Source organism: Stenotrophomonas sp. ASS1, from assembly GCF_004346925.1.
Lineage (GTDB): Bacteria > Pseudomonadota > Gammaproteobacteria > Xanthomonadales > Xanthomonadaceae > Stenotrophomonas > Stenotrophomonas maltophilia_A.
In genome coordinates this window covers 3,917,217-3,934,676 of record NZ_CP031167.1, presented here as the reverse complement: position 1 = coordinate 3,934,676, position 17,460 = coordinate 3,917,217, and the positions used below count along the sequence as shown (strand labels likewise).

Here is a 17,460-nt window from a genome sequence, read left to right as displayed (position 1 = left end):
GTCGGCATATACACACTACCGGGAACCCCGTTGGCCCGATCAACCCACCGGCAACAGGATCGACACGCACAACCCGCCATCGCCGCGATTCTGCAGTGATACCCGGCCGCCATGCGCTTCCACGATCTCGCGGGTCAAGGCCAAGCCCAGCCCGGTGCCATTGCGCTTGGTCGAATAGAACGGCATCAGCGCATTCTGCAGCACCTGCTCGTTCATGCCCTTGCCGCGATCCAGTACGTCCAGGCGCAGCCACTGCGGCAGCCGCGTGAGTTGCACCTGTACGTCGTCGTTGGGCGGTTCTGCTTCGGCGCAGGCTTCGTGCGCGTTCTTCAACAGGTTCAGCAGTGCCTGCCCGAACTGGGCGATGTCGATGCGGCTGCTCAGTTCCTCGTCCGGCTCACGTTCCATGCCGAATGGGATCTGCTGGCGCAGGCTGGACAGGAAGGGGGCCCAGTGCACGGTCTGCAACTGCGGTTGCGGCAGCTTGGCAAAGCGCGCATAGCCGCGGATGAAGCCTTCCAGGTGGCGTGCACGATCCTCGATGGTGGTGAAGATCTCCGGCAGCCGGTCAAAGCGCTCACGCTGCACCAGTACACCGCCGGAGTGGGCCAGCGAGGCAATCGGTGCCAGCGAGTTGTTGAGCTCGTGGCTGATCACCCGGATCACCTTCTTCCAGGTCTGTACTTCCTGGCGGCGCAGCTCGGCGGTCAGCAGGCGTACCAGCAGCAGGTCGTGCGGACGACCATTGAGCTGGAAGGCGCGGCGCGAGAGGTGGTACACCTGCTCGTCGTCCTCATCGCCGTCCTCGCCCTCGGCATGCACCGCGAACAGGCTGTCGCCACCGCGGGCGATGGCATCGCGCAGCTCCACCGGCACCTGTTCCAGCACGTCCTCCAGGCGCTGGCCTTCCAGCTTCCAGCCGCCATGCAGCAGCTTGCGCGCAGCCAGATTGGAGAACACCACGCGGGCGATGCCATCACCGCCCGAGGCGATCAGCAGCATCGCCACCGGCGTGTTCTGCACCATCGTGTCCAGCAGAAGTTCGCGTTGCACCAGGCCCTGCCGCTGTGCACGCAGCACATCGCCCAGTTCGCGGTGTGCCTGCACCAGGTCGCCGAGCTCGTCATTGCCGGGCCAGTGCACGCCGAAGTTGTATTCGCCGTCGCGATAGCTGCTGGTGGTGCCCGCCAGGGCCCGCATCAGTGACCGCACCGGGGCGGTAGCGCGACGCAGGGTCCACCACATCAGCGACAGCAGGATCAACGCCGACACCGTGGTCACCACCCAGCCATGGTCCATCCAGTAGGCCAGCAGCCACGGCAACGCGGCGGCCAGCGCCAGCACCGGCAGCAGGCGCAGGAACAGGCGGAAAGTGAACGAGCGCCGTTTCATTCTCGCGGGATACCGTGGCGGTCCATGCGCCGGTACAGCGCCTGGCGGCTCAGGCCGAGTTCGGCGGCGGCCTGGGCGATGACGCCATGGTTGCGCGCCAGTACCTCTTCGATGCGCGCGCGGTCGGGGTCATTGCCCGCACTGGGGGCCGGGCGCGGTGCTGCGGCTGCGCGCGGCAGGTTCAGGTCGGCCACTTCAATGCGGTTGCCGATGGCCAGCAGTTCGGCGCGCTGGATCACGTTGCGCAGTTCGCGCACGTTGCCTGGCCACGGGTGCCGCAGCAGGGCGGCGGTGGCGGCGCTGGACAGGGGTTTGCCAGCGGTCAGGAAGCGCTCGGCCAGCGGCACGATGTCGCCCGGGCGATCGGCCAGCGGCGGCAGCACCAGTTCCACCGTGTTGAGGCGGTAATAGAGGTCTTCGCGGAAGGTGCCGTCGCGGATCATCGCCGGCAGGTCGGCATTGGTCGCGCTGACCACGCGGACCTTGACCTGGCGTTCGCGGTTGGAGCCCAGGCGCTCGAAGCGGCCGGTTTCCAGCACACGCAGCAGCTTCATCTGCCCGCCCAGCGACAGGTTGCCGATCTCATCCAGGAACAGGGTGCCACCATCGGCGGCCTCGAACTTGCCTTCGCGCGCCTTGTTGGCGCCGGTATACGCACCGGCCTCGGCACCGAACAGTTCGGCCTCGATCAGTTCCGAAGGCAGCGCGCCACAGTTGACCGCCACGAATGGACCCTTGGCCACCAGGGAATTGGCCTGGATGATCTGCGCGATCTTCTCCTTGCCGGCACCGTTCGCGCCGGTGATCAGTACCGGCAGTTCCGAGCGTGCGACCTGGCAGGCGAGGGCGATGACGCGCTCGCTGGCGGGGTCGGCGAAGACCGCGCCGCACAGGTCATACTTCTCTTCCAGCGCATTGCGCTGGCGCAGTTCACGGCTGCGGCGCCGGTCCAGTTCGCGGCGCGCCTCGGACAGTTCCAGCAGGTTGTTGACCGTGGTCATCAGCTTGCGGTCGTCCCAGGGCTTGGCCAGGTAGTCGGCCGCACCGGCCTTGACCAGATCCACCGCGCTGCTGAGGTGGGTCCAGGCGGTCAGCAGGATCACCGGCAGATCGGGATGGCGCGCGCGGATCTGCGCGAACAGGGCCTCGCCTTCTTCGCCGGAGGTGGTGTCCTCGCTGAAGTTCATGTCCTGGATCACCAGGTCGACCGGCTGCGACTCCAGCAGGGCCAGCCCTTCGGACGGGCTCTGCGCCTGCAGGGTGTCGATGTCGTGCAGGGAGAACAGCACGTCCAGCGCGGTACCCACGCTGGCGTTGTCGTCGATGATCAGGATCGAAGGCATCAAGCAGTTCTGCAGAAAGGGATGGGCGGCGCCGATGGAGCCGTGTTCGTATCCATACGCCGGGAGAGCCCGGCGCCACCCATCAAGCATAGCCAAACCCGTGGCTGTGCAGGAGCGGCCCTCGCTCAGCGCCGGGGAGGCGCCGGGGGCCGTGGCGGCGCAGGTGGCGGCGGCACCTCCAGCGCCTGGCGCCAGGCTGCGGCGTCGACCGCCACCGTCAGTTCGCGCTTGTCGCGGCGCAGCAACAGATAGGCGGTGGCTGCGTTGGCATGACGCAGGGCCTCGGCAAGGTGTTCGACCCGGCGCACCGCCGTGTCGTCCACGCGCAGGATGCGATCGCCACTGCGCACGCCGAAGCGCATTTCCGGGCTGGCGGCCTCCACGTGCACCTGGCCCTCCGTTGAGCGCAAGGACAACCGCGCGGCATCCTGGCGCCACTCCAGTGTCTGCGCACTGCCACCGCCGGCCAGCGCCGGCAATGGCAGGAGCAGCATCAGGCACATCGCGCGGGCACGCATCTCACGCGCCCCGCGTGGCGACCGCAGGCGGCACCGCTGCCGCACGCCGCGCCGGCCCGAACACGGCGATCTGGCCCAGCACCCACAGCAGCAGTGCACCCAGCGGCAGGTAGTACAGCGGCATGCGCGGCAGCTCGTACAGGTTCATCAGCGCCAGGTTGATGGCGTAGGCCGCCAGCATGCCCAGCACGATGCCCAGCGTGGCCAGCAGGAAGTTCTCGGTCTGGAAGTAGCGCAGGATCTGCCCGCGGGTCGCGCCCAGCGCACGGCGGATGCCGATCTGCTTGCTGCGCTGCTGCACCCAGAAGCTGGCCAGGCCGATGATGCCCAGCGCGGTGACCACCAGCAGCGAGATGCTGACGGTGATCAGCAGGCCGACCATCGCGCGGTCGTTCTTGAAGAAGTCCTTGCGCTGGTCTTCATAGGTCAGCTTGTCGCGCATCAGCCGGTTGGGGTCGTTGCGTTCCAGCGCGGCGGCACCGGCATCGAGTACTTCCTTGCGGCGTTCCGGCGAAGTGCGCAGCACATACGTGCCACCTTCGTCGAAGGTGCGCCGCATGGGCAGCAGCATCGAGTTGGTCCAGTTGTCATTCCAGCCGTTGGGCGTGCTGAGCGTGTCGACGATGCCGACCACATGCAGCGGCTGCTTGCCCATGTAGTAGGTCTTGCCCAGCGCACTGCCATTGGGTTCCATCTTGGCGGCGGTGGCCTGGGTGAGGATGACCGGGATCGCGTTCTCCTTTGCGCCGCCCTTGCTGGCGTCTTCGAAGTTCTGGTACTCGTCGGGCAGGAAATCGCGGCCTGCGATCAGGTTGATGCCCATCGTGGCCAGCCCGTTCTCGGACAGGGTGTACATCGAGGCGTTGGTGGTCGGCCGTTCCTGGTCGATCACACGCGAAATGCTGCTGCTGGAGGAGCCGTTGCGGAAGGGGACCTGGTTGATGATGGTGACGTTGCTGACGCCGGGAATCGCGCGCAGCGATGCCAGGTCCTCGCGGGTGCGGGCCATGGCGTCGGTCTGCTTGCCGATGCCGCTGACGCGCAGCATGACCAGTTCGCTCTCGGCGATGCCGCTGGGCATGCTGATCTTCTCCACGCGCTGGCTGACCAGGAACAGCGCGTTGCAGACGATGGCGCAGGTCAGTGCGACTTCCAGCACGATCAGGGCAGCGGCGGTCTTGTGCCGGCGCAGCGTGCTGAGGATGGGGCGGATGTCCATGGGAGTCCTCGTTCGGGTGCTTACTGCGACTTGAGCTGGATGGCCGGGGTGACCTGCATGGCGCGCCAGGCGGGCAGGAACCCGGCGGCAAGACTGGCGAGCAGGGTCAGGCCCAGCGCGAGCAGCAGCATGTTGCCGTCCAGGTGGGCCAGCTTTGCGTATTCCACCGGTTGCTGGCGCACCGCGAACAGGCCAAGCAGGGCCAGACCGATACCCAGCACGCCACCGACAACGCCGACCGCACCGGCTTCCACCAGGCACTGCAGGAAGATCTGGCCACGGCTGGCACCGAGGGCGCGGCGCACGCCGATCTCACCACTGCGGCGCAGGAACTTGGCCAGCAGCAGGCCCACCGTGTTGATCAGGCAGACACCCAGGAAGCCCAGCGCCAGCCACAGCTGCAGGCGCACATCGCTGGGGACCGCGCCATTGAAGTCCAGCCATTCCATCACGGTGCGCAGGCGCACGTTCGGCGGATGCTTGAAGCGGCCGGCCTCGCGCTGCTGGGTCGAATAGTTCTCCAGGTAGCGGCGGTAGTCGGCGGCCTTGGCCGGGTCCATCTCCACCCAGTACTGCAGCCACGCGCACGGTGCGTTGAGCGAGTAGCTGTTGCCGTCGGGATTCTCGCCGAAGCAGTTCATGTTGCCGTTGTTGCCCAGCTTCAGGTCGAAGGAGGTGGAGATCGGCAGCAGCAGGTCCTCGTTCTTGCCGTAGCTGCCCGTGGTCAGGTCGTAGAAGTGCGGCTCCGGGCTCCATTCCTTCATCACGCCGACAATGCGGTAGCTCTGCCCTTCCATGCGCAGGTCGCGGCCCACGCTGTTGGCGCCTTGGTACAGCTTGTCATTGAGCGCCTTGGAGATGACCACCACGCGTGCACGGCCTTCATCGTCCTCGCGCGTCCAGGGGCGGCCGTACTGCATGGGCACCTCGAACATCGGGAAGAAGTCGGCCGAGGTCCAGCGGGTGTCGATGCTGAAGGGCTTGAGAGTGCTGTTGTCCGGTTCGATGGTACCGCCGCCGCCGCTCATCAGTGCCTGGCGCTCGCCCTTGGCCTCGCGCAGCAGGGCTTCACCGTCGAAGCGGGTCAGCTGGGTTTCCGGTTCCTCGCCAGCGACATAGGCGCCGGTCGCGGCATCAAGCTGCACATAGAACAGGCGGTCACTCTTGCCGGGAATCGGGTCACCGGACAGCACGTGGAACACGGTCAACGTGGTCATCGAGGCGCCGATGCCTAGCGCGATAGCGATCACCATCAACGCGGTCAGTACCTTGTTGCGGCGGAAGCTGCGCACCGCCAATCGGGCGTAGTAGGCGAACATGGTCGGGCCCTCACTCGTTGACGGCGACAATGTGGCGCGGCGGGGTGGCCAGCACCGGCTCGCGCACCAGGTCGGTCACCTGGCCATCGACGATGTGCACGTTGCGCTGCGCGCGCGCGGCCAGTTCCGGATCGTGGGTGACCATCACGATGGTGGTGCCGGCAGCGTTGATCTCCTCCAGCAGTTCCATCACGCCGCGGGCCATCTGTGTGTCCAGGTTGCCGGTCGGTTCGTCGGCCAGCAGCAGGCGCGGGCTGCCGGCCAGCGCACGCGCGATGGCCGCGCGCTGCTGCTGGCCACCCGACAGTTCATTCGGATAATGCTTCATGCGCGAGCCGAGGCCGACCTGGCTCAGCGCCTTCTCGATACGTTCGCGGCGCTCGTTGGCGCTCATCTTCCGATAGCGCAGCGGCACGTCGACGTTGTCGAACAGGTTCAGGTCGGGGATCAGGTTGAAGCCCTGGAAGATGAAGCCGATCTTCTGGTTGCGCAGGCGGCTGCGGGCGTCGTCGCCCAGCGTGCTCACGTCCTGGCCGTCAAGCATGTAGGTGCCGCTGGTGAAGGTTTCCAGCAGGCCGGCGATGTTGAGGAAGGTGGTCTTGCCGGAGCCTGACGGGCCGGTGACGGCGACGAACTCACCTTCCTTGACCTGCAGTTCCAGCGAGCGCAGTGCGTGGGTTTCCACCTGTTCGGTGCGGAAGACCTTGGCGACCGAACGCATTTCGAGCATGTACATGGGGTGTCCTCTCTCCAGGATTCAGGTATCAGGTATCAGTTGACGGAGACGCGTTCGGCGTCCTTGAACAGGTCGCTGCCAGAGACCACGATGCGGTCGCCCGGCTGCACACCCGACTTGATTTCCACTTCGCCCAGGCTGCTGACGCCCAGTTCCACCGGACGCCGCACTGCGGTGCGGCCATCCATCACGTAGGCGATGCCGTTGCCCTGTTCGACGAACGGGCCGCGCTCGACCTTCAGCACGTCCTTGCGGGTGTCGAGCAGCACGCGCACCGACATCCGCTGGCTCTGGCGCAGGCCTTCCGGCTGCGCGCTGGCGAAGCGCACGCGGGCGTTGACCTCGCCGTTGACCACTTCCGGCGACACCGCACTGATCTCGCCCGGGAACGGCTTGCCGTTGCCGCCGGTCAGCTGCGCCGGCATGCCGATCGCCAGGTCGCGGGCGAAGCTCTCCGGCACCTTGATCTCGACCTCGAACTTGGACAGGTCGACCACGCCCAGCACGGGCGCATTGGCGGCCAGGTTGGTGGACTGGACGGCCTGCACCTGGCCGACCTGGCCGTCGAACGGCGCGCGCAGGGTCAGCGCGTCCACCTGGCGCTGCACCTCGGCCACCACCGCCTTCTGGCGGTCGGCCAGCAGGCGCTTGTTGCGGGCGTCCAGGTCAGCGCCCTGGCTCTGCAGGCGTGCATCGGTGGTGGCGTTGGCCAGGGTGATGTCGGCCTTCTTCAGCGAGTCCTTGGCCTTGGCCAGATCGATCTGCGGTACTGCACCGCCGTCGTAACCGCGCTGGTAGCGCTGCAGGTCGCGGTCGGCGGCCTGCCGCTCGATGGTGGCCTGGTCGGTTTCCTTGCGCGACTTGGCGCGGGCCAGGGTGGCGTCCAGCGCGGCGCGGCTGGCCTCGGCTTCCAGGCCGGCCAGGGTGGCCTGCTCCTGGGCCAGCTTGCTGCGCAGTTCCGGGCTGTCGATGACCGCCAGCTCCTGGTCCTTCTTGACCACGTCACCGGCAACGACTTTCAGGTCCACGGTACCGGCCGAGATGGCGTACAGGATCGGGCTGTTGGCGGCAATCACCCGACCGTCGGCGGCGATGTCGCGGACCAGGTCGCCGCGCTTCACTTCGGCGATGCGCACGCGGCTGCTGTCGTAGGAGCGGCTGGCGTTGGACCAGGCGTACACGGCCCAGCCGATGCCGGCCAGCAGCGCGATGGCGCCCAGTGCCGGCCAGCGGTAACGCTGCCAGTTGGCGCGGGTGGTGCCGGCCGGGGCGGAGGAAACGATCTGGTCCTGTGCGGAGGTGTCGCGGATCATCGGGTGCGTGCCTGACGGTGGTAGTGGGTACCAAGCACGTAGCGTGCCAACTTTATTTCCTTGTGGGTCAATGGGTTGGGAGGCGCCCTGAAGTGTCCGGGTGTCCGCGGACACCTTTCCGGACACTTTCATTAAGCGGACAGGAGGGGGAGCGCGGGCCCGCAGGCTAGAATGCGGCGATCGTCTTCAAGGAAACGCGTGACATGTGTGGAATCGTGGGTGCGATCGCTGATCGCGACGTAGTGCCGGTGCTGATCGAAGGCCTGAAGCGCCTTGAGTACCGTGGTTACGATTCCTCGGGCATCGCGGTGATCGACCATGCCGAACGGCCGGATGTGCGCCGCGTGCGTCGTACCGGCCGTGTGTCGGAAATGGCCACTGCGGCCGAGGCCGAGGGCTTCAATGCAGTGCTGGGCATCGGCCACACCCGCTGGGCCACCCACGGTGGTGTCACCGAGGCCAACGCGCATCCGCACATCAGCCACGGCGTGGCGCTGGTGCACAACGGCATCATCGAAAATCACGAGGAGCAGCGCGAGAAGCTGCGTGCCCTGGGTTACACCTTCGAGTCGCAGACCGACACCGAAGTCATCGCGCACCTGATCCATCACCACCTGAAGGACGGCGACGACCTGCTGGTGGCGCTGCAGCATACGGTGAAGGAGCTGACCGGTGCCTACGCACTGGCCGTGGTCAGCCGCGCCGAGCCGGAACGCTTCGTCTGCGCGCGCATGGGCTGCCCGCTGCTGATCGGCCTGGGCGAGGGCGAGAACTTCGTGGCGTCCGACGTCTCGGCGGTGATCTCGGCCACCCGCAAGGTGATCTTCCTGGAAGAGGGCGACACCGCGGAGATCCGCCGCGACGGTGTGCGTATCTTCGACGAGCACGACCAGCCGATCGAGCGCGAGGTGCACCTGTCCGACGTATCGCTGGCATCGCTGGAGCTGGGCCCGTACCGCCACTTCATGCAGAAGGAAATCCACGAGCAGCCGCGCGCGCTGGGCGACACCATCGAGGCAGCGATCGACGCCGGTGGTTTCCCGGCCGAACTGTTCGGCAAGAATGCCGAGGCCGTGCTGTCCGGCATCGAAGGCGTGCAGATCATCGCCTGCGGCACCAGCTATTACGCCGGCCTGACCGCGCGCTACTGGATCGAAGCCATCGCCGGGCTGCCGTGCAGCGTGGAGATTGCCAGCGAGTACCGCTACCGCGCCGCGTATGCCAACCCGAAGCACCTGATCGTCACCATCTCCCAGTCCGGCGAAACGCTGGATACGATGGAGGCGTTGAAGTACGCCAAGTCGCTTGGCCACAAGCACACGCTGTCGATCTGCAACGTGCCGGAAAGCGCGATTCCGCGCGCCAGCGAGCTGGTCTGCTACACCCGCGCCGGCGCCGAGATCGGCGTGGCCTCGACCAAGGCCTTCACCACCCAGCTGGCCGCACTGTTCCAGCTGACCGTGGTGCTGGGCAAGCTGCATGGCCGCATCGACGCGGCGCAGGAAGCGGACTACCTGGAGCAGCTGCGCTTCCTGCCGGGCAGCGTGCAGCACGCGCTGAACATGGAGCCGCAGATCGCCGCCTGGGCCGAGCGTTTCGCCCGCAAGAGCAGTGCGCTGTTCCTGGGTCGTGGCCTGCATTACCCGATCGCGCTGGAAGGCGCGCTCAAGCTCAAGGAAATCTCCTACATCCACGCCGAGGCCTACCCGGCGGGCGAGCTGAAGCATGGCCCGCTGGCGCTGGTGGACGAGGACATGCCGGTAGTGGTGATCGCGCCCAACGACAGCCTGCTGGAGAAGGTGAAGTCGAACATGCAGGAAGTGCGCGCGCGCGGCGGCGAGCTGTTCGTGTTCGCCGACCAGGACAGCAACTTCAACGAGTCCGAAGGCGTGCATGTGATCCGCACGCCGCGCCATGCCGGCGTGCTCAGCCCCATCGTGCACACCATCCCGGTGCAGCTGCTGGCGTACCACACCGCACTGGCACGTGGCACCGACGTGGACAAGCCACGCAACCTGGCCAAGAGCGTGACGGTGGAGTAACTCCGCCGGAACCGCTGGAAGCTGCATGCGAAAGGGGCCCCACGTGGGCCCCTTTCGTTTGCGCCGGTGGTCGTGCCAAGTGGGACAGCCGCCGGGTGTTCTGTCCGCTGTCGGCAGCAGGCAATCAATCTTTAATGCGCGACATCGCCTGTATTCAGCGGCGGTTTCAGCCGCGGTGCCATTCTCTGGATCGTCAGTTGGTTCCCACGACGAACTGTCCTATCGATGCCGGTAGTGACCGATGGTCGCAGTCGTAGAATCGATTTGACCGAGGGCCGGGTTGAGCGGTTGAACCCACCTCGTTCGCGTTGCAGCACGTCGTCTGCCGATCCATTTCCACCGGCAGCCGGGTGCGCCAGACGTGCGCTGAAAGGTCTGTTCCCGGGGAGGGGGCGTATCGGAAGAGCACACTTTTTTGACTTCAGTGACCTGCACCAGGAAACAAGAATGAACGTCCGCGAACTCCTGCAATCCAAGAAAGAAGCTGTCATCACCATCGACGCCGAAGACACCATCGGTGCCGCCGCCCACAAGATGAGCGCGAACAAGATCGCTGCGCTGGTGGTGATGAAGGACGATGCCCCGGTCGGCATCATTTCCGAGAAGGACATCGTGCGCACCCTGGCCGACGACGGCCCGCAGGCCGGCCGCCGGGTGATTTCCAGCCTGCCGTCCACCGGCCTGGAAGGCATTGCGCCGGAAGCGACCCTGAAGCAGGCCATGTCGCTGATGACATACTCGCGGCGCCGTCATCTGATGGTCACCGAAGGCACCCGACTGGTTGGCATCCTCAGCCTGGGTGACATCGTGAAGAACCTGCTGGGCGAGCTGGAGCTGGAAAAGGCCGTGCTGCAGGACATCTACATGGCCGCCCACTGAGGGCTGGACCCTTGGATGCAGAGAAGCCGGGCATTGCCCGGCTTCTTCGTTCACGGCTTCGGTGATATCAGAAAGTGACCTTCACCGAATCGGCGCTGTAGTTCGCCGGACCGTGGTAGACCACTTCGATGTTGTTGCCATCCGGATCGAGCACGAACGCGCCGTAGTAGCCCGGGTGGTAAGGGCGTTCACCCGGCGCGCCGTTGTCGGTGCCGCCGGCGGCGATCGCGGCGGTATGGAAGGCATCGACGGTGGCGCTGTCGCGTGCCTGGAACGCCAGATGGTGGCGCCCGGTCAGCTGACCGGCGGCGGCCGTGCTGCTGGCGCTGGAAATGAACAGCTCATCGGCCCAGAAGTAATCCTCGCCTTCGCCGGCGATCGGGATGCCGATCGTATCGAACACCGCCTGGTAGAAGCGCCGGCTGGCGGCCAGGTCGCGCACCACCAGCTGGATGTGGTCGATCAGGCGGCCACGGTGCAGTTCCATCGTTTCCATACGAACCTCGCAAAAAAGGGGACGGAGGGGATTAAGTCGCTTCCAGCCAATAGTGCCAGAAACGACTTAATCCCCTCCGTCCCCTTTTTGGGTCAGACGTTGGAGATGATCTCGACCCAGTAGCCGTCCGGGTCCTTGATGAAGGCCAGGTTCTTCATGCGGCCGTCGGTCAGGCGCTTCTGGAAGGTCACGCCCAGGTCCTCGAAGCGCTGGCAGGCGGCTTCGATGTCCGGCACGGACACGCAGATGTGGCCGAAGCCGCGCGGGTCGCTGTTGCCGTCGTGGTAGACCGCGCCGTCCTGGGTTTCGGTGCCGTGGTTATGGGTCAGTTCCAGCACACCCGGCAGGCCGGCCATCCACACGCGGCGCTGGCTGTCGTCTTCCGGCACCACCGCGCCGGCCGGTACGTAGGCCAGGAAATACAGGCTGAACTGGGCTTCGGCGAAGTCGCGCTTGTCGATCAGCTGGTAGCCGAGCACGCGGGTGTAGAAGTCCAGCGAGGCGGTGATGTCCTTCACCCGCAGCATGGTGTGGTTGAACACGAAGCCGGTGGTCTCGGCCGGGGCCTGGGCGGCGACGCCGGGGACATCGCGCAGGGCGGGAATGGTCATGGGGGAGGTCCTTCAGACAGGGCCGTTGCTGGCCGGATGGGGCCATTCTACCGGCCGTCACCTGACGGCACCGCGACGTACAATGGGCGGATCGCACCGTTCCGTTCTGAGCATTGCCCGCCATGTCGCAGCGTGAATGGGTGGCTGCCGCCATCCGCAAGATCGAAGCCGATTTCAACCGTTCCGCCGATACCCACCTGATCCCGCTGGCGCTGCCCGGGTTCGCGGGCATCGATGTGTACCTGAAGGATGAATCGAGCCATCCCACCGGCAGCCTGAAACACCGGTTGGCGCGCTCGCTGTTCCTGTATGCGTTGACCAACGGCTGGCTGCGCGAAGGGCGGCCGGTGATCGAGGCCTCCAGCGGCTCGACCGCCGTGTCCGAAGCCTATTTCGCGCGGCTGCTCGGCCTGCCGTTCATTGCGGTGATCCCGGCCTCCACCTCGCCTGAAAAGATCGCCGCGATCGAGTTCCACGGCGGCCGTTGCCACCTGGTCGAACGTGCCTGCGACCTCAACTGTGATTCGGAAAAGCTGGCCCGTGAAACCGGTGGCCACTTCATGGACCAGTTCACCTATGCCGAGCGCGCTACCGACTGGCGGGCCAACAACAACATTGCCGAGTCCATCTTCAAGCAGATGGCCGAGGAGCCCAGCCCGGTTCCGGAATGGATCGTGTGCAGCCCCGGTACCGGCGGTACCGCAGCGACGCTGGGCCGCTATGTCAGCTACCGCCGGCATGACACCCGCATCCTTTGCGCGGACCCGGAAGTGTCGGTGTTCTTCGATGGCTATCAGGCTGCCGTGGCCGGCCAGCAGGACTGGCGCGGCCTGACCTGCAGCGGCGGTTCGCGCGTGGAAGGCATCGGCCGGCCGCGGGTGGAGCCGAGCTTCATCCCGACCAGCGTCGATGCGATGGTGAAGGTGCCCGACGCGCTGAGCCTGGCCGCGATGCGCCATGTCAGCCGCCAGCTCGGCCGCCGTGTCGGTGGCTCCACCGGCACCAACTTCATCGGTGTGCTGCAGGCGGCGCAGTGGATGCGCGAGGCGGGCCACCAGGGCAGCATCGTCAGCATCCTGTGCGACAGCGGCGAGCGCTACGCACAGAGCTACTACGACCCGTCGTGGTATGCGCGCCAGGGCATCGATGTCGACGGCGCCGATGCGCAACTGGCGGCGGCGGTGGCCGGGCAGGGACTGCCCGAATTGCCGTGGTGCAGCCTGGAAGCGTTGTAACGCGGCAACGCACGGCCGGCTGTGTGTCGGCTGGGTAGAGTCGACTGTTAGTCGACTGCTCCAGGTTCAGGTCGCGAAAATCCCGCGCTGCGCGCGAAAGTCGACTAACAGTCGACTCTACCCGGTCGCCGGGGCGTCTCAATATCCCGCTGCAGTGAACGCGTCCAGCACCGCGTCGCGCAGTGCATCGGGCAAGGCCTCGATGTCCATCGCGCGATCATCCAGATGCAGGCTCGGGTCCAGGATGCTCGCTCGGCCCTGGGCCAGCGCCTGCAGCCACAGCAGCACGCAGATCACGAACTCGCGCTCATGGCCCAGCCGCAGCTGGCTGGCGCCACGTTCGATCACCTCGAACGGGTACCACTCCTGGGCATCGTTGAACGTGCCGCCCTGCTGCAGCACTGCCTGCAGTTGCTGCAGGTGACGCGGGGCGTCGTCGCCGGCATCGCACAATGCGGCGATCCAGGTCAGTTCGGCCGGGCTGGCGGACAATGCCAGTGACCGGGCCGGTGAGGCGGATGCAACTGCAGCCAGACCTTCCATGTAGGGCCTCGTTCGGTGCGTACCGCTGCGGACTCCCCCGCAGCCAGAGCTTCAGCGCGGGACCGTAAGGCCGACGTGAATGCCAGGCCGTGCCCCCTTGTCAGCCCCGCCTGCCAGCGCCATATCCTGCATGCTGCCCGCTCGCTGGGCCCGTACCCTGGAGATCTACCGTGACCGTTGCCAACCCCCTGCTCGATTTTTCCGGCCTGCCGCGCTTCGAGGCCATCCGCCCCGAGCACGTGGCGCCGGCGCTGGACGTGCTGCTGGCCGAGGCCGAAGCCGCCGTCGGCACGGCCGAGCAGGTGCAGCCGGTGCGCTGGGAGACCTTCGTTGCCCCGCTGGACGATGCCACCGAGCGGCTGTGGCGCGCCTGGGGCCTGGTCGGCCACCTGCAGGGCGTGGTCAACACCCCGGAACTGCGTGAGGCCTACAACAGCAACCTGCCACGGGTGACCCGTTTCGCCAGTGCGCTGGGCCAGAACCTGGCGTTGTACCGGCAGTACCAGACGCTGGCCGCCAGCACCGAGGCGGCGCGCTTCGACGAGGCCCAGCGCAAGGTGCTGGACAACACGCTGCGTGACTTCCGCCTCGGCGGCGCCGAGCTGGCGCCGGAGGCGCAGCAGCGCTTCGCGGCGATCAAGGAAGAACTGTCGGCGCTGTCGGCGAAGTTCTCGCAGAACGTTCTTGACGCTACCGATGCCTGGTCGCTGATCGTCGAGGACGAAGCGCGATTGAAGGGCCTGCCGGAAGACGTGAAGGCCGCCGCGCATGCCGCAGCACAGAAGGACGGCAAGTCTGGCTGGAAACTGACCCTGCAGATGCCGTGCTACCTGCCGGTGCAGACCTGGGGTGAGGACCGCGACCTGCGCGAGATCCTGTACCGTGCCAGCGCACAGCGTGCGTCCGAATTCGGCGATGACACGCTGGACAACAGCGGCAACATCGACCGCATCCTCGCCCTGCGCGCGGAGCTGGCCGCACTGCTCGGCTTCGGTTCGTATGGTGATTATTCGGTGGCGACCAAGATGGCGCAGGACCCGGCCGAGGTGCTCGGTTTCCTGCGTGACCTGGCCTCGCGCGCCAAGCCGTTCGCGGCCAAGGACCGTGCTGAACTGGAACAGTTCGCACGCGAGCAACTCGGTATCGACAGCCTGCAGGCCTGGGACCTGGCATTCGCTGCCGATCGCCTGAAGCAGGCGCGTTACAGCTATTCCGAACAGGAAGTGAAGCAGTACTTCACCGAACCGAAGGTGCTGGGCGGCCTGTTCTCGGTGATCGAGCAGCTGTACGGCCTGCGCGTGCAGGAGGACAGCGCGCCGGTGTGGCACGAGGATGTGCGCTTCTTCCGCCTGGTCGATGCGCAGGGTGCGCTGGTGGGCCAGTTCTACCTGGACCTGTACGCGCGCGAAGGCAAGCGCGGTGGCGCGTGGATGGACGATTGCCGCAACCGTCGCGCGCGTGGGGATGGCAGCGTGCAGACGCCGCTGGTCTACCTGGTGTGCAACTTCGGCCGTGGTGCCAACGGCAAGCCGGCGACCTTCAGCCACAACGAAGTAACCACGTTGTTCCATGAGATGGGCCACGGCCTGCACCAGCTGCTGACCCGCATCGGCGAACTGGGTGTGGCCGGCATCAACGGCGTGGAATGGGACGCGGTGGAGCTGCCCAGCCAGTTCATGGAGAACTTCTGCTGGGAATGGGACCACCTGCAGGGCATGACCGCGCATGTTGAAACGGGTGAGCCGCTGCCGCGCGCGCTGTACGAGCGCATGCTGGCTGCACGCAACTTCCACAGCGGCATGGCCACCGTTCGCCAGCTGGAGTTCGGTCTGTTCGACATGCTGCTGCACAGCCAGTTCGAGCCGGCGCAGGACAGCGTTCTGGCACTGCTCGATCGTGTGCGCGCGGAAGTGGCGGTGAACCACCCGCCGGTCTGGAACCGCTTCCCGCATCAGTTCAGCCACATCTTCGCCGGCGGCTACGCCGCGGGTTACTACAGCTACAAGTGGGCCGAGGTGCTGAGCGCCGATGCCTATGCGGCGTTCGAGGAGGCGCCGCAGGCGCTGGCTGAAACCGGCGCGCGCTTCCGCGAAGAGATCCTGTCGCGCGGTGGCAGCCGCCCGGCGGCGGAGAACTTCAAGGCCTTCCGCGGCCGCGCGCCTCAGATCGACGCGCTGCTGCGCCACTCGGGCATGGCGTAAGGTGTTTGGTAGGTGCCAACCTTGGTTGGCACGTTACCGCTATCCACGCATGGCGTGGATCTACCGGAATGTTCGGACATGGCGTAACGCCTTGGTAGGTGCCAACCTTGGTTGGCGAAAAGCCCAGGCCAACCAAGGTTGGCCTCTACCGGGCGTCGCGCCTTGGGGTCATTCGGCGTAGATCATCTTCCGGGTCATGCCGCCGTCCACGATGAAGTCCTGGCCGGTGGTGAAACCGGACAGCGACGACAGCAGGTACACCGCCAGTGCACCGATGTCTTCGGGGCGGCCGACCCGGCCGACCGGGTGTTGCGCATGGTCGATGGCTGAGTATTCCGGCGCGTGGCGCTGTGAGGGTGCCTGCCACGCAGTGGTGCCGATCCAGCCGGGGCTGATGCTGTTCACCCGCACCGCCGGGCCGGCGCTGATCGCAAGTGCATGGGTGAAGGCCACCAGCCCACCCTTGGCTGTCGCGTAGGCTTCGCTGTGTGCTTCGGATTGCCAGGCCCGGGTGGAGGCGATGTTGATGATCGCACCGGCGGCGCTGGCGGTCAGTGCTGGCAACGTGTGCTTGCTGCACAGGAATGCACCGTGCAGTGACGACAGCCGGCGCTGCCACTCGTCCCAGTCCATATCCTGCAACCCTGTGCCGTGTGGACCGGCGATGCCCGCGTTGTTCACCAGTCCGTCGATACGGCCGAAACGCTGCAGGGCCACGGCGATGAAGTCGCGCACGCTCGCTTCGTCGGTGATGTCCAGGCGCTGGAACGCGGCATCCTCGCCGCGCTGCCATTCCGCCAGACACGCTTCTCCGGCCTCCACGTCCAGGTCGCCGATCAGCACGCGTCCTCCGGCACCAAGTACGGCCTGGGCAATACCACGGCCGATGCCGTTGGCACCGCCGGTGACCAGCACAACCTTGCCCGACAGTGGCGCGGCCGGCCATGCGGCAATCGGCGGCACCGTGCTCACGTCAGGTCTTCGCCGCGCAGGCGGCGATGCCAGCCGTCCACACCGATGCGGTCCAGGGTCTGGATGTTGCGCTCGACGATCACGTCCGGGTCCGGATAAACATCCACCGCGCGTGCCACGCTGTCTTCGCGCAGCAGGTGCAGGGTGGGGAAGGGCGCGCGGTTGGTGTAGTTGCTGGCGTCGTCCGCGGCCACGCCATCGAACTGGTAGTCCGGGTGGAAGCTGGCCACCTGCAGGATGCCCTGCAGGTCCAGTGCCTCGATCGCCGCATCGGCGTTGTCGAGGAAATCGTTGTAGTCGAGGAAATCGGTCAGCACCTGCGGATGCACGATCAGCGTCGTGTCGATCTGCTCGGCCGGGGTATCGCGCAGCAGCACCAGCTCCTCGGCCAGCTGTTCAACCAGGGCTTCCGGCGTGGTCGCATCGCTGAGCACGATGCGGACCTGGTCCTTCACGTACACCGCCTTGGCGAACGGGCACAGGTTCAGGCCGATGACGATGCGCTCCAGCCACAGGCGGGTGGCGGCGATCGGGTCATCGGTGGGCAGGTGGGAATCGGTCATGGCGGGCACGTGGGCTGGCGGGGCCGTCATTGTAGGCAGTGTGCCGGTGCTGCGCTGTCCACTGTGCAGGAACTGGAC

Annotated in this window: 16 protein-coding genes; 4 read left to right on the top strand and 12 right to left on the bottom strand. The window is 66.4% G+C overall.

What is annotated here, in order from left to right:
- Positions 1-39: 39 nt before the first annotated feature.
- From MG068_RS18175 to MG068_RS18145, 7 genes are all read right to left on the bottom strand, one after another.
- Positions 40-1,392 (bottom strand): sensor histidine kinase, encoded by a 1,353-nt coding sequence (locus MG068_RS18175; protein WP_049399192.1) that lies wholly within the window; start codon positions 1,390-1,392, stop codon positions 40-42.
- Positions 1,389-2,735 (bottom strand): sigma-54-dependent transcriptional regulator, encoded by a 1,347-nt coding sequence (locus MG068_RS18170; protein ID WP_132810814.1) that lies wholly within the window; start codon positions 2,733-2,735, stop codon positions 1,389-1,391. Before MG068_RS18170 ends, MG068_RS18175 begins: the two co-directional genes overlap by 4 nt.
- Before the next feature lie 125 nt (positions 2,736-2,860).
- Complete coding sequence (locus tag MG068_RS18165) at positions 2,861-3,238, bottom strand: PDZ domain-containing protein (protein ID WP_206138725.1); 378 nt, start codon at positions 3,236-3,238, stop codon at positions 2,861-2,863.
- Positions 3,239-3,254: 16 nt separating this feature from the next.
- Positions 3,255-4,472 carry an ABC transporter permease gene (locus tag MG068_RS18160; protein ID WP_049399196.1) on the bottom strand — a complete coding sequence of 406 codons (1,218 nt, stop codon included), beginning with the start codon at positions 4,470-4,472 and terminating at the stop codon, positions 3,255-3,257.
- Positions 4,473-4,492: 20 nt separating this feature from the next.
- Positions 4,493-5,791, bottom strand: coding sequence for an ABC transporter permease (locus tag MG068_RS18155; RefSeq protein ID WP_071228877.1), 1,299 nt, complete (start codon positions 5,789-5,791; stop codon positions 4,493-4,495).
- A 10-nt stretch (positions 5,792-5,801) separates the two neighbouring features.
- A complete protein-coding gene (locus MG068_RS18150; protein WP_032129038.1) occupies positions 5,802-6,527 on the bottom strand; it encodes an ABC transporter ATP-binding protein in 726 nt (241 codons plus the stop codon).
- A gap of 35 nt (positions 6,528-6,562) precedes the next feature.
- Positions 6,563-7,840: an efflux RND transporter periplasmic adaptor subunit gene (locus MG068_RS18145; protein ID WP_049399200.1), complete on the bottom strand. Its 1,278-nt coding sequence runs from the start codon at positions 7,838-7,840 to the stop codon at positions 6,563-6,565.
- Positions 7,841-8,043: 203 nt separating this feature from the next.
- Between MG068_RS18145 and glmS the strand changes: the two genes are divergently transcribed.
- Positions 8,044-9,882: a glutamine--fructose-6-phosphate transaminase (isomerizing) gene (gene glmS / locus MG068_RS18140; protein ID WP_049399202.1), complete on the top strand. Its 1,839-nt coding sequence runs from the start codon at positions 8,044-8,046 to the stop codon at positions 9,880-9,882.
- A 447-nt stretch (positions 9,883-10,329) separates the two neighbouring features.
- Complete coding sequence (locus MG068_RS18135; RefSeq protein ID WP_010481344.1) at positions 10,330-10,761, top strand: CBS domain-containing protein; 432 nt, start codon at positions 10,330-10,332, stop codon at positions 10,759-10,761.
- A 67-nt stretch (positions 10,762-10,828) separates the two neighbouring features.
- Here the strand turns inward: MG068_RS18135 and MG068_RS18130 are convergent, their stop codons facing one another.
- Together MG068_RS18130 and gloA are read right to left on the bottom strand one after the other, a co-directional pair.
- Positions 10,829-11,257 (bottom strand): VOC family protein, encoded by a 429-nt coding sequence (locus MG068_RS18130; RefSeq protein ID WP_132810812.1) that lies wholly within the window; start codon positions 11,255-11,257, stop codon positions 10,829-10,831.
- 92 nt (positions 11,258-11,349) lie between these two features.
- Positions 11,350-11,868, bottom strand: a complete 519-nt coding sequence (gene gloA / locus MG068_RS18125; protein ID WP_049399209.1) for a lactoylglutathione lyase — start codon at positions 11,866-11,868, stop codon at positions 11,350-11,352.
- Positions 11,869-11,990: 122 nt separating this feature from the next.
- Between gloA and MG068_RS18120 the strand changes: the two genes are divergently transcribed.
- The gene (locus tag MG068_RS18120) at positions 11,991-13,103 is read left to right on the top strand and encodes a PLP-dependent cysteine synthase family protein (protein ID WP_132810811.1); all 1,113 of its coding nucleotides are present in this window, start codon (positions 11,991-11,993) and stop codon (positions 13,101-13,103) included.
- Positions 13,104-13,241: 138 nt separating this feature from the next.
- Here MG068_RS18120 and MG068_RS18115 read toward each other — a convergent pair whose 3' ends face one another.
- Positions 13,242-13,646 (bottom strand): hypothetical protein, encoded by a 405-nt coding sequence (locus MG068_RS18115; protein WP_005411111.1) that lies wholly within the window; start codon positions 13,644-13,646, stop codon positions 13,242-13,244.
- 170 nt (positions 13,647-13,816) lie between these two features.
- Between MG068_RS18115 and MG068_RS18110 the strand changes: the two genes are divergently transcribed.
- The gene (locus MG068_RS18110) at positions 13,817-15,847 is read left to right on the top strand and encodes a M3 family metallopeptidase (protein ID WP_132810810.1); all 2,031 of its coding nucleotides are present in this window, start codon (positions 13,817-13,819) and stop codon (positions 15,845-15,847) included.
- 168 nt (positions 15,848-16,015) lie between these two features.
- Here MG068_RS18110 and MG068_RS18105 read toward each other — a convergent pair whose 3' ends face one another.
- The gene (locus tag MG068_RS18105; RefSeq protein ID WP_132810809.1) at positions 16,016-16,819 is read right to left on the bottom strand and encodes an SDR family oxidoreductase; all 804 of its coding nucleotides are present in this window, start codon (positions 16,817-16,819) and stop codon (positions 16,016-16,018) included.
- Positions 16,816-17,382, bottom strand: coding sequence for a DUF1415 domain-containing protein (locus MG068_RS18100; RefSeq protein WP_032129027.1), 567 nt, complete (start codon positions 17,380-17,382; stop codon positions 16,816-16,818). Before MG068_RS18100 ends, MG068_RS18105 begins: the two co-directional genes overlap by 4 nt.
- Positions 17,383-17,460 lie beyond the last annotated feature (78 nt).

Bases quoted from the DNA above. Each gene is read 5' to 3' on its own strand.
- MG068_RS18175 (WP_049399192.1), bottom strand. From the start codon at position 1,392: ATGAAACGGCGCTCGTTCACTTTCCGCCTGTTCCTGCGCCTGCTGCCG.
- MG068_RS18170 (WP_132810814.1), bottom strand. From the start codon at position 2,735: ATGCCTTCGATCCTGATCATCGACGACAACGCCAGCGTGGGTACCGCG.
- MG068_RS18165 (WP_206138725.1), bottom strand. From the start codon at position 3,238: ATGTGCCTGATGCTGCTCCTGCCATTGCCGGCGCTGGCCGGCGGTGGC.
- MG068_RS18160 (WP_049399196.1), bottom strand. From the start codon at position 4,472: ATGGACATCCGCCCCATCCTCAGCACGCTGCGCCGGCACAAGACCGCC.
- MG068_RS18155 (WP_071228877.1), bottom strand. From the start codon at position 5,791: ATGTTCGCCTACTACGCCCGATTGGCGGTGCGCAGCTTCCGCCGCAAC.
- MG068_RS18150 (WP_032129038.1), bottom strand. From the start codon at position 6,527: ATGTACATGCTCGAAATGCGTTCGGTCGCCAAGGTCTTCCGCACCGAA.
- MG068_RS18145 (WP_049399200.1), bottom strand. From the start codon at position 7,840: ATGATCCGCGACACCTCCGCACAGGACCAGATCGTTTCCTCCGCCCCG.
- glmS (WP_049399202.1), top strand. From the start codon at position 8,044: ATGTGTGGAATCGTGGGTGCGATCGCTGATCGCGACGTAGTGCCGGTG.
- MG068_RS18135 (WP_010481344.1), top strand. From the start codon at position 10,330: ATGAACGTCCGCGAACTCCTGCAATCCAAGAAAGAAGCTGTCATCACC.
- MG068_RS18130 (WP_132810812.1), bottom strand. From the start codon at position 11,257: ATGGAAACGATGGAACTGCACCGTGGCCGCCTGATCGACCACATCCAG.
- gloA (WP_049399209.1), bottom strand. From the start codon at position 11,868: ATGACCATTCCCGCCCTGCGCGATGTCCCCGGCGTCGCCGCCCAGGCC.
- MG068_RS18120 (WP_132810811.1), top strand. From the start codon at position 11,991: ATGTCGCAGCGTGAATGGGTGGCTGCCGCCATCCGCAAGATCGAAGCC.
- MG068_RS18115 (WP_005411111.1), bottom strand. From the start codon at position 13,646: ATGGAAGGTCTGGCTGCAGTTGCATCCGCCTCACCGGCCCGGTCACTG.
- MG068_RS18100 (WP_032129027.1), bottom strand. From the start codon at position 17,382: ATGACCGATTCCCACCTGCCCACCGATGACCCGATCGCCGCCACCCGC.